This window comes from Erythrobacter sp. JB3-1 (assembly GCF_057364995.1).
This window is the reverse complement of record NZ_CP200289.1, coordinates 1,671,247-1,686,345: the sequence shown is the minus strand read 5'-3', so window position 1 is coordinate 1,686,345 and position 15,099 is coordinate 1,671,247. Positions and strand designations below refer to the sequence as shown.

Below are 15,099 nucleotides of genomic sequence, written 5' to 3'. Positions count from 1 at the left end.
TAATTTGCGCGGCTTTCTTGGTAAACGCGCGTGCAAGCACTCACGCCCAGCGGCAACAATGCTTACCCGTTTGGCTAAGCAGCCTTGTCGACCGAGCGCCCGCGTCCAAACAAGCGGCTGAAGAAACCACGCTTCTTTTTTGGTTCCGGCTCTGGTGCCTCCTCCATGATCTCATCGACCTTGCGGCGCAGATCTGCACCGGAGAACTCCTTCTCTTCTTCAACCACTTTACGCTGGATGAAGGTCTCCGCTTCGATCGATGCAAGCTCGGCCGCCGGACGGCGTTCCGCCACCTGCTCTGTCGCAGGCCGCGCCAGCACGCTGATCAGCTCTGGGCGCATGTCCTCAACCGCGACAACCGCGCCGATCCCGATGGGGTGCAGGTGCTTTTCCACGCGCGCTGCAATAGCCTGCTGGCACCTAAGCGCGCGCCACCAACAGCCAACAACGTACTCAACGTAACGCAAAGGCGCTTGCGGCGGATTGTCATCGCGGAAGAAGTGGCGCTGTTTGTGGAACAGCAGCGCGGTATTGAGCGGGCCAAACCCCTCAATCTCAAGATAGAGCTCAATGTCCTCTTCTTTGCCAGCCCACGCCGGGCCCTCTTCATTGCCGCATTCTGCGATAATCTGTTCAGCGGGCGTATTGGAGAAGGCATAGCCTTCGTCCGTGTAAAGCATAGCGGCGAGGAAGGGCTCATGCGTCTTGCCCTTTTCAAAGGCGAGATCTGGCGGGTTCGCCGCAACGATGATCACCGTGCTGACAGGTTCGCCTTCCAGTCCATCGACGCAATCGAACACGTCTTCGAGGCCGTTGATCTCAATCGCATCATGACCCAGCTGACGGCAAAACTCAGCCACAGGGGTATCCATCGCCGCAATGTGCTTTGAAAGGATTGCCTCAGCAGCATCGAAATCCGAGGCGGCAAACAGCGCATGCAAGTGCGCCTCAAAAGCCTTTTCCCCTTCGGCAGTCGCAAAGACTTCCTGCAGCTGATGCATTTTCAAAACCCCTTAGTAACGATCCGCACTGACGCAAACGGCCAGCCTCGCTGGTATGCAGCGAAAGTCTTCCAGCGCGTTAACCGCGCATGGCTACCATAGGGTTAATACGGAGGTTACTGTGGTGCATTTGCTCGCTTCTAACCACAGTCAGTGCGAGTAGGAAAGCGCTGCGGCGGCCATTAGCCTGCGTCATCAGCGCGTCATTTCTTGGCCCGGTGCGCCTGAGCACAGGGATTGCAACGGGGCAGAGCCATCACAGCCCCGCCCCGCTACGGATCGCTTAGTCAGCAGCTGACAAGTTCACAGCGCTTTCTTTGCCATTGCGGCCTTCTTCGAGGTCGAAGTTGACGCGCTGGTCCTTATCAAGCGATTGCATGCCGGCGGCTTGCACTGCGCTGATGTGGACGAAGCTGTCATTCGAGCCATCGTCAGGCTGAATGAAGCCATAGCCCTTGTCAGTGTTGAAGAACTTTACGGTTCCAGTCTTAGACATAGTCGTTTCCTTTCAAGCGAAACGGTAATTGCCATGCCCCAATGCGAGGCATGGTTGTGCGTCAAATCGTCAAATGAAAGGAAGTCGTCGTCTGGTTTACGCCGGGGGCCACAGGGGCCAAACGGCGGAAGGCAAATCTCGAAGTCCGTCGCAAATCTCGACGTCAGCAAATGCCAACTAGCAGACATTTGGGCAATCACCTAATTTGAAGGAGTTAGCCGCAATTTCTGCGCCCCCACCTGAGGTCCCTTTTCGCCGCCCCGTAAGCTCCATTCCTCCACTCGCCGCACGCACAGGGCGCTTGGAACAGACTGAAACACAGTCTAAGGCCAAAAACCATCCGATCACAGACACGCCTATTGATCGAAAAAATCGATTGAAGACAGCGCGCGGCATCGCGGCAATAAGCAGGGAATTTGGCCATCCGCATGGTCTAAACGCCGCGCCCATCAGTAGGAAAGCCTCAGCGCCGCAGCAGACCGTCCCGCCGCCGCAAAATGGCATTCCCGCCCGCCCTGTGGCACAGCCATGCGCATGACATTCAAACACGCCCCGCGCGCACTTTTCGCCCTGTTCGCCGCAACCACCCTCGCCGCATGCACCGGCTCCCCAGGCCCTGTCGGCAACACCGCCGTGCCAGAGCCTGCAAAGCCGGTCGCGCTCGCATCCTACCTTGGCACCTGGCACGAATATGCCCGCTATGAGGCGCCGTTTCAAAAGGGCTGCGAAGGTGTCACCGCGACCTATTCGGAGCGCGATGATGGCAAGATTGCCGTGCTCAATTCCTGCCGCAAAGGCGGGCTTGATGGCGAACTCAGCGAAGCAAAGGGCCGCGCCAAAGTGGTCGAGGGATCAGACGGCGCCAAGCTGAAAGTCAGCTTCTTCGGTCCGTTCTACGGCGATTATTGGGTGCTGGACCGCGGCGAGCCGAATGCCGAGGGACAATATCCGTGGTCGATCGTCGGCGAGCCATCAGGGCGCTACTTATGGATGCTCACCCGCTAGGCACAGCCCAGCGCAGAACTGCGCGCCGCGCTGGAGGCCCGCGTGCGTGAGCTGGGGTATGACTGGAGCCTGGTGAGGATTACAGAGCAGGATTGAGTTTTTTGTTTGCGCCCTCAAACGCCGGGCGCTCACATCCGTTCGCTTGGCTTTCGGCCTAACCGGCCGGCGCGCAGTCGCGCTTGCGGCTCGCTGTCGCTCGCCGGGCCATTCCAGGTCATGGATGTTGCTCCAAGATACTTGGTGCGCTTCCGCTGGCTTGGTCGCGGAGCACGGTCGCTTCAGCGACCGCAAGGGCGCACGCCCGCCCGCAGCGACGCGATCTATGATCGCATGAGCGAGGATATCGCGCACCCGGATGGGTGTGCGGAATTCAAAGACTCCGGCGTTTGAGGGCGCAAACAAAAAGCTCCCTCACATCTCCTTATCAGGCCGCGGGTCGTGTTTGTGCTTTTCTTGCTTGCCCAGCACGCGTTCCAGCCGCTGGGCCATGGTGTTGGCCGCCTTGCGAGCCGCCGTGTCCACATCGCCTGCATGTTCGGTGACGCCGATTGGCTTGTCCCCGCGCGGACGCGCTTCGATCATACAGGCCTTGTCATCATCGCCGCCCTTGCGCGCATTGTCATCGCGCACGTGCACCTCCAGCCGGGTGAGGCGATTTTCGAACCGGGCAAGCTTATGACGCACGGCATTTTCAATCCGCTCCGCGACGTTTGCTGTGCCCATAACGCTGCTGTCAGAATTGAACTGGAACTGCATGGTTTCGGTGTTTGGCATCGGGGGCGACGCTCCTCTCTTAGGGGGTTTGTTGTATCATTCGATATGGGAAGCCGCGCGGGAATTTCGAGGAATTTCGGAGTGGGAGTTTCGCGGCTTGGTCGCGGAGCACGGTCGCTTGAGCGACCGCAAGGGCGCCCGCCCGCCCGCAGCGATGCGATCTATGATCGCGTGAGCGAGGATATCGCATCGCGGATGCGATGCGGAACAAAAAGACTCCCGACCGCGCTCCGCAACCAAGCCAGACTGCCTTGCGCCTAGTATCCTGGCGCAATCTTGATGGCCTGGAATGGTCCGGCGAGCGAAGCGAGCCGCAAGCGCGACTGCGCGCCGGCCGGTTAGGCCGAAAGCCAAGCGAACGGATGTGAGCGCCCGGCGCTTGAGGGCGTAAACAAAAAACTGAGCGAGGAAACCGCACGCCCGGATGGGTGTGCGAAAAACAAAAACACCGCTAGAACCTCGGCGATGTCCCAAGCACAAACCCCCATCACAATCCTGGTCGACGCCGATGCCTGCCCGGTGAAGGACGAGGTCTACCGCGTCGCAGAGCGGTTTAAGGCTGAGGTGCGCATCGTCAGCAATTCGCCATTCCGCATCCCCGATCACCCGCGTATCAAGCGGATTGTCGTCGATGGATATTCGGACGGCGACCAGCCGTCCGCAAGCGCGACCGCGCGCCGGCCGGTTAGGCCGCAGCCAAGGTGGGCGGATGCCCGCCGCCCGGCGCATGAGGGCCCAAAATATGACGCGGCGGATGATTGGATTGCGGAGAATGCGAACGCGCGAAGCGTGGTGATCACCGCCGATATTCTGCTGGCGGAGCGGTGCCTAAAGGCAGGCGCGGCGGTGCTGTCTCACAATGGCAAACCGTTCGATGCCGCCAGTATCGGCAGCGCAATCGCGACCCGCGCGATTATGGAAGACCTACGCGCCGGGATGGACGGCATCGGCGGCGGCCCTCCGCCATTCTCAAAGGCCGACCGCTCGCGTTTCTTACAGGAGCTGGACCGGGTGCTGGTGAAATTGGGGTGGGGTTAGAAAAGCTCTTCCTTGGACCAGTCCACGTCGATTTTTTGGGAAATGATAATTGCCCACTCGAAGTTATTCACTAAAGTCATACCCTCCAATATCAATAGGCGAACATATTCAAAGATGAGTCAAAAAATATTCGAAAAGGATCCAAAATGGTATCTGAAATTTGAAAGATTAATATATGAAAACAGTATTAAAATTGGTTTCGCAATTCTCATTATTGGCCTAATTGTAGACGCGCTGTATATTCCAACATTTTTTCAGAGAGTTGGAGCCATTATTGTAGGGTATGCAGTACTTCATAATATTTTAGTTGAAGAACTAAAAAAGAGAACTGAGGCTCAGAAGCAAGCGATAGAGATGATGAAGAGCAAAAAGTTCCTCAAAGATCTTCCAGAAAATCTAAAATTGAACGAGATGGACAAGGAAGAAAAGCAACGCGAGATGGCTCGAATAGTTGAAGCCGCTGAATATATTACAAGTTTGAAAGGGAATGAAAAACTGCCCTTCGACGACGCATTAAAGCACTCCGTCGGCCTTATTAATTCTAGCATTGAGGTCAGGAAGGCTCACGTTACGGATTCTGAAAGCCTGACGAAAGCTTCAAAGAACGAAATTGTACTCGCGGTTCTTGGCACCATGGTCTGGGCCTTTGGCGACTGGTTCACCAATGCACTCTGGCATTGCGATTTCCAGATTACCTGCATAACCTAGGCTCCTTTTCACCACAACCCAGCAACCGAATTACAAATCCGCCGTTTTCCGGAAACGAGTTCGAGGTGACGGGTCACGAAATGGAAAGTGGAAAGCCCTTCCTCATCAACAACTCGCGTTATAGAACTCAACCGCCTCGACGATCTTCTTATATTTGCGAAAGCCCTTGAGCGATTTCGCATCCGCTGCCGCGCATCCGGCGAACAATGTCGCCAAAGAGGAGGCATAATTCGCTTTGGTGATTGGCGTCAGCCGGTCGGTGCTCTCGTCATAGAGCAGATATTCCTTCTCCGTGATTTCGATAGAGCTGAGCGCTTGGCCCAATGCGCGGCCCGCGGAGGTCCCTTCTGTCAGGCTCTCCTCAACAGTGCTGCCGTTTTTCAGCGCATCGATTACCCCTTGCCGCCCGACCGCACCAGACAGGCTGGCGATCGTGCCTGCCGGCAGAAATTCCGACAATGGCCGGGACGTGCCCGCCGCCGGATTATAGGACAGGCGCATTTTGCCAGACACCAGCCGCTGCAGATAGGCGCCATCATAGCGGTCATAAGTGCGCGGCCCCTTCTTATGCTGTTGGGTGATCAGCAGGGCATCTGTGGAGCTGAGGTAGATCGCATCTGCCTCACCTTCCGGGACGACCAGCACGATACGCTTGATAAAGTTCCAATCATTCGCCTTGCCCAGCACCGCTATCCGTCCAGGCAGCACGGTGCCATCCATTAAAGTGACCTCGCCATCGCGAAATTTGGCCATGCCCCAGACGCCTGGATCATAGGTGTAGGCCCCGCGTTTCTTGCTGAAGCACACTCCGGCAAAGACACATTTTGTGCCTTCAATCTGCTCCAACTCGGCAGGCACGCCGATGACATTGACCTTTTCCTTGGTCGCATGGGCCGGCGCCGAGAGGGCTAACCCGCCCAATGCCAGGGCGAATGCGAAGCGCGCAATCAAATGTCTCATGCGTCTTCCTCCGGCAAGTACAGCTTCTGTCCCATATCCTTATATTTCTCGCTCATTTCTTCCATGCCTTTGGGCGCCGCCTGCTTGCTGGCCTCACTCCTTAGGCGTGACCCGCGCGGTGATCTTGATCTCGATCACGCCGCCTGGCGAGAACAGCCGGTCCACGTCAATCGCGGTCCATGCTGGAAAGGGCGCTTTGATATAGCGGTTTTTGACCGCGCTAAATGCGGGCATCGAGGCTTCGATATCGGTGTGGTAGGTGGTGAGATCGATCACATCGTCCCAGCTTGAGCCTGCGCGCTCCAGCACGCTGCCGAGATATTCAAACGTGCCCTCAAGCCCCTCTTCGCTCAATGTGCCGTCCTGTCCCCCGCCGACGATCACGCCGGACAGATAGACGGTGTCGCCATGGATTACCGCTTCGGAAAAACCGAACTGTTCCATAAAGGCGCGCGGACCTTCCGCTTCAGGCATGAGTGTTTGCTTCTTCGAAGAAGCTTCTGTGTGATCGTCCGCCTGCGCGGCGGTACCAGCGAGGCAAAGTGCGCCCGCGATTGCGGTGGATTTGATCAGGGCCTTCATGCGCCCTCCTCCGGCAAGTACAGCTTCTGCCCCATATCCTTATATTTCTCGCTCATCTCCTCCATGCCTTTGAGCGCCGCTTGCTTGCTGGCCTCGGCGGTGTCTGCGCCCAGTTTTTCTGCGGCTAGGAATGTCTCGGGGCTTTCATTCTGCTTCGCGGCGAAATCGCGCACTTCCTGGCTGATCTGCATCGAGCAGAACTTTGGCCCGCACATGGAGCAGAAATGCGCCGTCTTCGCGCCTTCGGCTGGCAGGGTCTGATCGTGATATTGCTCGGCCGTTTCCGGGTCGAGTGACAGGTTAAACTGGTCCCTCCAGCGGAATTCAAAGCGCGCCTTTGACAGGGCGTCATCGCGCACCTTCGCCGCCGGGTGACCCTTTGCAAGGTCGGCTGCGTGCGCGGCGAGTTTATAGGTCACAACCCCGACCTTCACATCGTCGCGGTCGGGCAGGCCAAGGTGCTCCTTCGGCGTGACGTAGCAAAGCATCGCCGTGCCGTACCAGCCGATCTGCGCCGCGCCGATGCCGCTGGTGATGTGGTCATATCCCGGCGCGATATCGGTGACGAGCGGGCCGAGGGTGTAGAACGGCGCCTCGCCGCAGACCTGCGGCTGCTTTTCCATGTTCTCTTTGATCTTGTGCATAGGCACGTGGCCCGGCCCCTCGATCATTACCTGCACGTCATGCTTCCACGCGCGGTGGGTCAGCTCGCCCAGGGTGTAAAGCTCGGCAAATTGCGCCTCGTCATTGGCATCCGCGATGGAGCCCGGGCGCAGGCCATCGCCCAGCGAATAGGCGATGTCGTAGGCCTTCATGATCTCGGTGATGTCGTCGAAATGCTCGTAGAGGAAGCTTTCCTTGTGATGCGCGAGGCACCATTTCGCCATGATAGAGCCGCCGCGTGAGACGATCCCGGTCACGCGGTTTGCGGCCATCGGCACATAGGCCAGGCGGACGCCGGCGTGGATGGTGAAATAGTCGACGCCTTGCTCTGCCTGCTCGATCAGAGTGTCGCGGAAAATGTCCCAGGTGAGGTCTTCGGCCACCCCGCCGACCTTCTCCAGCGCTTGGTAAATCGGCACGGTGCCAACTGGCACGGCAGAGTTGCGGATGATCCATTCGCGGGTGTCGTGAATGTTGCGGCCCGTGGATAGATCCATGATCGTATCCGCGCCCCAGCGTGTGGCCCACACCATCTTGTCGACTTCATTGGCGACATCCGATGCGACGGCGGAATTGCCGATATTGGCGTTGATCTTGACCAGAAAATTGCGCCCGATTGCCATCGGCTCGGTTTCCGGGTGATTGATGTTGTTCGGGATGATCGCGCGGCCGCGGGCGACCTCATCGCGCACGAATTCCGGCGTGATCACCGTTGGGATTTCCGCGCCCCAGCTCTCACCATCGCGCACCAAATCAGCGGCGACTTCGCGGCCCAGGTTCTCACGTTCGGCGACATATTCCATCTCAGGCGTGATGATGCCTTTGCGGGCATAGTGCATCTGGCTGACGTTCATGCCCGCCTTCGCGCGCAGCGGGCGCTTTACCGCGTTCGGGAATTGCGGGACACCGCCGCTGCGGTCCGGGCCGAGCTGGCCGTTATCCTCTGGCTTCACCTCGCGCGCGTCATATTCCTCAACATCGCCGCGGGCCAGGATCCAGTCACGGCGTTTCGCGGCGAGGCCGGCATTGATATCGATGTTGACGTCCGTGTCGGTGTAGGGGCCGGAGGTGTCATAGACGCGCACTGGCGCCTCGCCGCCCTCCAGATCAATCTCGCGCATGGCGACCTGAATTCCGCTGCCGGTGCGCGCGCCGATATGGACCTTGCGGCTGCCGCGGATGGGCCCGGTGGTTACGCCGATTTCGACCGGTGAGTTGATGTCTGCCATGCGAAGTGTCTCCTAGTGGCGGAGAGCGGACTTCTGGCCTGTCTACAGACGATTATGCCAGCCGCTCCCTCCGCCGATGTTAGTCGGTTCAGGTTCAACGGGTCAGGCGGTGCTTATCCCGCCCCTCTCAGCGCGAGCGCGCTCCCCGGGGATGTCAGGCTTACTAAGCGTATAGCGCCAATGCGTCCAGCCGAATGACGACCGAACGCATGAAGCGCAAAACGATTTTGAGAGCTTCAGTCTTCTTTGACCGCGACCGATAGGCACAGTGCCAGCAGCAGCGTCGCCAAAACGCCTGAACCACCAGCCAGCGGCAGATCGCCTGAGAAGCCGCGGCCCAGCGCCATCGAAAGGGTGTTTGTAATCAGAGCAACCACACCAACTGCTGCTGTGAGGCCGCCCAGCGCTTTGCCGCCAGCGTTCATCTTGGCCATGCCAAATACAATCGCCGCGAGACCGAGCAAGACCTTAGCTGCATTGTAGACCATGAAGGAGAAGGCAACCACTGCACCAGCCGCCGGGGCGAGTGCTTCGGAAGCCTGTGCAGCTTCACGGAACGGGCCGAACATGGTCAAGCCAACGCCAACTTGGACAACGTTGAGAACCGCGCTCATCGCGATCGCTGAAAAGCCAAGGCTGTAGCGTTTGGACTGCACTAGAGCAGACCCAGCAAACGCTGCCATAATCACAAAAATGAACGCTTCCACGCCCCATAGCCATCCGCGATCCACGTCCGGCGCGCCGAGATAGAGTGCTGTGTACACTGGCTGTGAAACTGCCACAGCGAAAATTAAAACGGCCAAAACTTGGACGGTGCGCTTCAGTGTAAATTCCATTGCAATGGACCCCTTAATGGATGCGGTGTATTCGCCTGTCTTCGGAGCGCGCAGGCGAAAGGTTACACCCCCGATGAAGAATTTTCGCTGCCTAAGCAATCACTCCTCGCTGCCTGCTACTTTCAGCACCTTTGGAACAAGCGTCTGACCCAGCTCTACCGCCTCGATGCAAAGGCCGCCGATGTGGCGCGGCGGTTTGGCGCAGCGCCGGGCGAGGACCCGTGGGCGGGCGGCTATGTGGCCCCGCTCAACTTTGCGCCTGTCATCACCGCAGGGCGCGAATTCATCGCCGGTCCGCGGCCCGCTGGCGGACGGCTCAGCCCGCGCATGACGCCGCGCCTGTGGGGTGTGTTGCCGCCTCCGAATTCCAATGATCCGGCCCGGCGCATCGTATCGGTGCGCAATCTCGATAGCCCGTTCTGGATCGGGAACCTGCGCAACAGCGAGTTCCGCTGCCTAGTGCCCGCAACCAGCGTCATGCTGTGGGGCGGCGGCACAGATTACGAGGGGCGACGCCTCAAGCATTGGTTCGCGCCGGAAGGGGGCGGGATATTCGCTATGGCGGGCGTCTGGAAAGACGAGGATGTGCCCGCCTTCGCCCTGCTAACCCGCGACGCGGCGGGCGCACCCAGAGAGGCAGGCTGCAAGAGCATGCCGGTGATCGTGCCTGATAACGAAGCCACGCGGCAAACATGGCTCCATGGCGGCTGGGACACAGCGCGCAGCATCGCAGAGCAAAGCCAGCCTGCGCCGCTCGTGGAGCTGGGCTCAGATCTGCCTGACTAATCGCTCGTGATCGGCCGCACTTTCGCACCCCCTCAAACTTCCTGTACATTTGACAACAATCGCGTTCAGGATCGGCTCAAACCGGCGCATTAGAAAGACTGACCAACAACAAGAGACATGGGTCGCAGACTGTTCACTTAGGGGGAAGTGCCATGCGCTTTTCTAAGTCTGCAATTGTCGTTTCGGTTATCGGCGCTGCGCTGGCGTTTTTCGCTTCGCCTGCGCCAAGCACATCCACAAGCCATATCAGTTTTGCCGCATCGGCTGCTGCGCGAACACCGTGCGGCGGTGTCGGTCAACGCGCCTGCAAAGTATGGGAGCGGCCTGGCCGTCCTTGCAACAAGGGGTTGGTTGAGCGCAGCAGGAACGCACTTGATCCCAATGCCGGATATTGCGTTCGCGCCTCAGGTGGCTCCAAATCGATCCTGTCAAAGGCTGCGGCAAGAGCGGATCAATCCGCCGATCTGATCGGCAGGATTGCAACGACCTGGGCGAGTTGCCGCTTTCCCGCGGACATTTTGGCCAATCCGCACAGCAAAGCCTTCCACGACAATATCCTCGCCTCCAATTGCTACGAAGGGACGATGCAGCTAGCCGACGAAGCCGGTTACCAGACCGTCACCATCGGCTTTGTCAGCGGCGGCGGAATTGGGATTGGCGCAGAATTCGACAAAGGCTTTGCGTTCGATACAGCGGGACAACTTCCTGCCTCGCGCTATCGCACTAAGGCGCTTGAATTCGGAACTCTGGGCGGCGGAAGCGGAATTGTGGTTGGGTTCTTCAAGGGTCGCAACCAACCCGGGTCAGGCGGCATCGCGGGAACCGCGCATGGCGGCAGCGGAGCCTATGGCAAGGATATCGGCATATGGTACGGTTATGATGGCGCGTATCAGGGCCTCACGGTGGCTGTCACAGCGGGTCTGGGCGGTGACTTTGCCTATGTCCACAATGAGACGGAAGTTTGGCGCACCAATCTGACCGGCAGCGTCATTCTGCCCGCGCAAAACAAGGCCCCGCCGCGCAAGGAAAAGCCCGACTACGTTTACAAGCCGGTGCGGACCCAGCCGGGCAGCCTCGCGCAATATGAATATGCCGACCAGCAGACTGAGGTGCAATTCTGCACCCGCGCACGCGAACCACTGCATGTCGCCTTTGGCTATTATGACTGGGGCTATTATTCGCCGCGTTCCAATTGGTCGAGCGTGGGATGGTGGACAATTGACAGGGGCCTCTGCGCGTGGGTCGGCCTGCCCGATCAGGCCGACGGCAGCGCCTATTATGGCGAGATATTCGTCGTTGGAAGAAGCGGCGAGGACCGCTGGCAAGCGCGCGACGGGATGGAGCTATGCGCCCCGTCAGGCCGAGCCTTTCATTTTGCAAAGACAGAGGCGATTAAATGCCACATGCGCGATGTGATGGTGGGCCAACGATATGTGGTCGGCCCTGATACCGACAACGTGATACCGTTTGAATAATGCTGGGAGGAACCAACTGATGAAGACCCTTATTCCTATGGCTCTGGCAGCCGGAACGCTCGCTCTTCTGCCTGCGCCAGCGATAGCATCTCACGGGCCGGGCGCGCCTGATTTTGAGCGCGGAGAAATGCAGCTTTACACCTGCGAGGGCGGCTTCAAAATCACGGTGACACGGCTCCAAGTGCTGGGCGAAAGCGCAGTGCAGGTCGGCTTCCCAACGGGGCGAGGTGACAATTTGTCCGCGATCCAATTGCTGCCCGCAACGCAAACCGGCAGCGGTGCCCGCTACGCATCCGACATCACCAGTTTTCACGAAAAGGGTGACACGGCGATTTTCAGAACTGAGGCATCAGCAAAATCTGAGGCGATACCGCCGGCCACATGCACATTGGAGCGAACGGGGCCCCCTACCCCCGCCTCTGCAAGCAAGTTAGATCCGGTCACTCAGACCGCCAGCAATGGCAGCTATTGGGCCAAGGTCAAGCCGGGCTACGGCGCCGATCCGTCCGCCCCACCAACCTATTTCGAAATCGAAAATGTCTGCATCACCACTGATGGCAAACGCTTCTTTGGCATCCACCCGCCGGTTGGCAACGAACCCGCCTTTGCCATCACCGAAGACGGGCCGCTGGCGATCAATATTGGCGAAGTTGATGCAAGCGCAGGCGGGCGGCACTACAAAATCAGCAACCCTGATAACGTCGGTGAATTCCTGACCATGAACTTTATCGCGCCCGGCATGCGCGAGGCGGATCAGCCCAGCGCCACCGCTGGCCTATCCAGCATCACAGGCGATGATCGCCAGATCGATTGCACCGACAATGACCAAATCGTCTACATGGCGATGATTGAGGGCGGCGGAGTCACGATCTCATTCGAAGCGGGTGAACTGGTCTTGCGTTTTCTGGGCAACAGCCCGGACGCGGGCGAGGAATTTCGCGGCGGCTTGTTCTCGCGCTCAGCAGGAGAGGCAAGGTTCGATTTCTTCGTCGATGAAGACCGGGTGCGCTTTATCGCGAGTGATGCGGGCCAAATGCCGAGCGGATCGATTAACGTCGACACGCCAGCGGAACGCCAGCCCCCGTCTGGCCCGGTGGTCTATTTTCTGGCGAACCCCGATATGCTGGCAGAGCGTTTGCCAAGCCTCGCAGACTGGTGTCTCGCCGATGATCGACAGACTGTCGCGGTGCAATCATTTCGCTGGGGAAGCCAGCGAAGACGCGGAGCGCAATAAGCAGATCATGCAGGCTTGGGAGGAATTGACCTGTGACGGAGTGTCGGCCGAGTACAAGTCAGCTTTGGCGCAGGCCGCAGATGGCAGCCCGCTCAAATTCTACCTTCAGAAAAACAGCCCCGCGTGGGAATAGCTGCGGGAGTGATCACTCGCTCACCTTGGCAATGGGCGTGATGGCGACTTCCTCGCCGATCTTGGTGAAATAGGTCCAATCGCTGCCTTCGAGGAATGCCGGTGTTTGCGCAGGCACATGCACGCCAATGGCCTTTTCTGCGTTGAGCGTGCGGTCGATCAGCAGACCGGCCTCATCCTGTTGGAAGAACCAGAACGGCACCATCACCACATTCGTTCGCGCGCAGCAAAAAACTCTGAATTCATGGCGAAATGCTGCGCGGCGGGATCGGCATCGCCCATATGCATCACGCGGATCGGCGCGCCTGCGGCATTGGTCGCGGAGACCCGAAAGGTGATATTGTGCACTTCGCTGTGCCGCTCTGGCCAGCCTGCATGCGGGGTGCGCAAAGCCTCAACCACTGCGCCCGCGACCTCAATCCGCTCCGCCGCCTCGCCATTGCTGAGCGTGACGCTGGTGATCCGCTCGGCAAAGCCATCCTGCCACAGCTCATGGCCTTGCATCGCCTCTTCAGCCTGAGCGGGCGCGATCAATTGCACAGCGGGCTGCGCAGCCATCATGCGGTTGAGGTATTCGGCGGAGAAATGGTCACCATGCGCGTGGCTGACGAAGACGGCATCGACATTGTCGTAAGGCGCGCTGCCAGTGATAATCGCCTCTATCAGAGGCTCTCCCATTTCGGCAAGCGAGCCAAAATGATTGTCATACAAGGGATCAAACAGGAACTTGGCCCCGCCCATATTCGCGCTGACCCCAGCGTTGAGGATCGAGGTAACGGCATCCACACTGCTGCTCTCACCAGCCGGGGCCTCCGATGCAGGCGCGGCGGAGCATCCCGCAAGCACCAATGCCGCCAAAGCCGCTGCTAACCCTGCGCGGTAAGCCATACGCATTCCTCTTCCATCCATCCGTTTAGGCCAAAGGTTAGGCCGCAATCCGCAGCAGGTCCAGTTCGCGCGACTTCCATGAGCTTAGACCACTAGACCTTGACCACACGCGCCGCGCGCCGCAATCCTTAAGCCCACACCGCCAACCTTACGAAAGACCCGATAATGCCATTTCGCATGACAGATATGGTGGGATGCGAATTCCCGCTCTTTGCCTTCTCGCACTGCCGCGATGTGGTCGCCGCGGTCAGCCGGGCAGGAGGTTTTGGTGTGCTCGGCGCGGTCAGCTTCACCCCGGAACAGCTCGAAACAGAGCTCAAATGGATCGACGACAATGTCGAGGGCAAGCCTTACGGCATCGATGTCCTGATCCCCGAGGTTCAGGCGGTCGATCATTCGGTGAGCGCAGATGATATCGTCGCCGCGATCCCGGCGGAATATCGCGATATGACCGCCAAAATCCTGCGCGAGGCGGGCGTCAGCCTGGATGGCACTGCGCCGCTTGGCGGCAGCCAGGCGCCCAACACCTCGCTGGGCCAGGAATTGCTGGAGGTCAGCTTCAACCACCCGGTCCGCTTGATCGCCAATGCGCTGGGCACGGCCCCGCCCGCGATGATCGAGGCGGGTAAGAAGCACGGCATTCCGGTGGCCGCATTGGTCGGCGCAAAAGAGCACGCGATGAAGCAAATCGAGGCAGGCGTTGATCTGATCATTGCCCAAGGCGGCGAAGGCGGCGGGCATTGCGGCGATGTCAGCACAATCGTGCTGGTGCCCGAGGTGATTGAGGCGATTGAGCGGGCAGGTGCGGACATTCCCGTGCTCGCAGCAGGCGGGATCATGAATGGGCGGCAAATGGCCGGGATGATGGCAATGGGCGCGGCAGGCGCATGGTGCGGCAGCGTGTGGCTCGCCACGCAGGAGGCCGAGACGCATGAGGTTTTCCGCGAGAAGATGATCGCCGCATCCAGCCGCGACACGATCCGCTCCAAACACCGTACAGGCAAGTTCAGCCGCCGGCTGCGATCCGGCTGGCACGCGCGCTGGGAAGAGGCTGGCATGCCCGCCTTGCCGATGCCGCTGATGATGCTGCTGTCTGAGCCAGTGCTGCGCGCGATCGACAAGGCCGCAATAAACGGCAATGAACAAGCGCGCGAGCTATGCTCTTACTTCGTCGGACAAGGCGTTGGCCTCGTCACCGAAGTGCGCAGCGCAGGCGGCGTTGTACAAGACTTCAAACAGGAATTCGCCAGCGGTTATGAGAGTTTGGCTGGCGCGCTCGAATAGGCGGTCCA

General features: G+C 59.2%; 16 protein-coding genes and 1 riboswitch. Of the genes, 7 read left to right on the top strand and 9 right to left on the bottom strand.

What is annotated here, in order from left to right:
- Positions 1-74: 74 nt before the first annotated feature.
- The gene (locus AC0V6M_RS08045) at positions 75-1,001 is read right to left on the bottom strand and encodes a hypothetical protein (RefSeq protein ID WP_486138297.1); all 927 of its coding nucleotides are present in this window, start codon (positions 999-1,001) and stop codon (positions 75-77) included.
- Positions 1,002-1,284: 283 nt separating this feature from the next.
- Positions 1,285-1,497 carry a cold-shock protein gene (locus AC0V6M_RS08040; protein ID WP_472640701.1) on the bottom strand — a complete coding sequence of 71 codons (213 nt, stop codon included), beginning with the start codon at positions 1,495-1,497 and terminating at the stop codon, positions 1,285-1,287.
- A 534-nt stretch (positions 1,498-2,031) separates the two neighbouring features.
- Between AC0V6M_RS08040 and AC0V6M_RS08035 the strand changes: the two genes are divergently transcribed.
- A complete protein-coding gene (locus AC0V6M_RS08035; protein WP_486138295.1) occupies positions 2,032-2,502 on the top strand; it encodes a lipocalin family protein in 471 nt (156 codons plus the stop codon).
- A gap of 411 nt (positions 2,503-2,913) precedes the next feature.
- Here AC0V6M_RS08035 and AC0V6M_RS08030 read toward each other — a convergent pair whose 3' ends face one another.
- Entirely contained in the window at positions 2,914-3,276 is a 363-nt protein-coding gene (locus tag AC0V6M_RS08030) for an HPF/RaiA family ribosome-associated protein (RefSeq protein ID WP_486138294.1), read from the bottom strand.
- Between the two features lie 465 nt (positions 3,277-3,741).
- On the opposite strand from AC0V6M_RS08030, the gene AC0V6M_RS08025 reads away from it, so the two are divergent.
- Together AC0V6M_RS08025 and AC0V6M_RS08020 are read left to right on the top strand one after the other, a co-directional pair.
- Positions 3,742-4,314 (top strand): YaiI/YqxD family protein, encoded by a 573-nt coding sequence (locus tag AC0V6M_RS08025; RefSeq protein WP_486138293.1) that lies wholly within the window; start codon positions 3,742-3,744, stop codon positions 4,312-4,314.
- Positions 4,315-4,428: 114 nt separating this feature from the next.
- Positions 4,429-5,022, top strand: coding sequence for a hypothetical protein (locus AC0V6M_RS08020; protein ID WP_486138292.1), 594 nt, complete (start codon positions 4,429-4,431; stop codon positions 5,020-5,022).
- A gap of 105 nt (positions 5,023-5,127) precedes the next feature.
- Here AC0V6M_RS08020 and AC0V6M_RS08015 read toward each other — a convergent pair whose 3' ends face one another.
- From AC0V6M_RS08015 to AC0V6M_RS08000, 4 genes are all read right to left on the bottom strand, one after another.
- Complete coding sequence (locus AC0V6M_RS08015; protein WP_486138291.1) at positions 5,128-5,982, bottom strand: hypothetical protein; 855 nt, start codon at positions 5,980-5,982, stop codon at positions 5,128-5,130.
- A 93-nt stretch (positions 5,983-6,075) separates the two neighbouring features.
- Positions 6,076-6,564 (bottom strand): RidA family protein, encoded by a 489-nt coding sequence (locus AC0V6M_RS08010; protein WP_486138290.1) that lies wholly within the window; start codon positions 6,562-6,564, stop codon positions 6,076-6,078.
- Complete coding sequence (thiC, locus tag AC0V6M_RS08005; protein WP_486138289.1) at positions 6,561-8,456, bottom strand: phosphomethylpyrimidine synthase ThiC; 1,896 nt, start codon at positions 8,454-8,456, stop codon at positions 6,561-6,563. The genes AC0V6M_RS08010 and thiC overlap by 4 nt, the downstream gene beginning before the upstream one ends.
- Positions 8,457-8,504: 48 nt before the next feature.
- A riboswitch (TPP riboswitch) is annotated at positions 8,505-8,614 on the bottom strand.
- Between the two features lie 78 nt (positions 8,615-8,692).
- Positions 8,693-9,292, bottom strand: coding sequence for a thiamine biosynthesis protein ThiC (locus AC0V6M_RS08000; protein WP_486138288.1), 600 nt, complete (start codon positions 9,290-9,292; stop codon positions 8,693-8,695).
- An 87-nt stretch (positions 9,293-9,379) separates the two neighbouring features.
- On the opposite strand from AC0V6M_RS08000, the gene AC0V6M_RS07995 reads away from it, so the two are divergent.
- From AC0V6M_RS07995 to AC0V6M_RS07985, 3 genes are all read left to right on the top strand, one after another.
- Positions 9,380-10,078 carry an SOS response-associated peptidase family protein gene (locus AC0V6M_RS07995; RefSeq protein WP_486139592.1) on the top strand — a complete coding sequence of 233 codons (699 nt, stop codon included), beginning with the start codon at positions 9,380-9,382 and terminating at the stop codon, positions 10,076-10,078.
- 152 nt (positions 10,079-10,230) lie between these two features.
- Complete coding sequence (locus tag AC0V6M_RS07990; protein WP_486138287.1) at positions 10,231-11,553, top strand: DUF1036 domain-containing protein; 1,323 nt, start codon at positions 10,231-10,233, stop codon at positions 11,551-11,553.
- Positions 11,554-11,572: 19 nt separating this feature from the next.
- Positions 11,573-12,787: an MliC family protein gene (locus AC0V6M_RS07985; protein WP_486138286.1), complete on the top strand. Its 1,215-nt coding sequence runs from the start codon at positions 11,573-11,575 to the stop codon at positions 12,785-12,787.
- A 145-nt stretch (positions 12,788-12,932) separates the two neighbouring features.
- Here the strand turns inward: AC0V6M_RS07985 and AC0V6M_RS07980 are convergent, their stop codons facing one another.
- Positions 12,933-13,124: a hypothetical protein gene (locus AC0V6M_RS07980; protein WP_486138285.1), complete on the bottom strand. Its 192-nt coding sequence runs from the start codon at positions 13,122-13,124 to the stop codon at positions 12,933-12,935.
- Entirely contained in the window at positions 13,124-13,813 is a 690-nt protein-coding gene (locus AC0V6M_RS07975; RefSeq protein ID WP_486138284.1) for an MBL fold metallo-hydrolase, read from the bottom strand. The genes AC0V6M_RS07980 and AC0V6M_RS07975 overlap by 1 nt, the downstream gene beginning before the upstream one ends.
- A gap of 159 nt (positions 13,814-13,972) precedes the next feature.
- Between AC0V6M_RS07975 and AC0V6M_RS07970 the strand changes: the two genes are divergently transcribed.
- A complete protein-coding gene (locus AC0V6M_RS07970; protein WP_486138283.1) occupies positions 13,973-15,091 on the top strand; it encodes an NAD(P)H-dependent flavin oxidoreductase in 1,119 nt (372 codons plus the stop codon).
- The last annotated feature ends 8 nt before the right edge of the window (positions 15,092-15,099 follow it).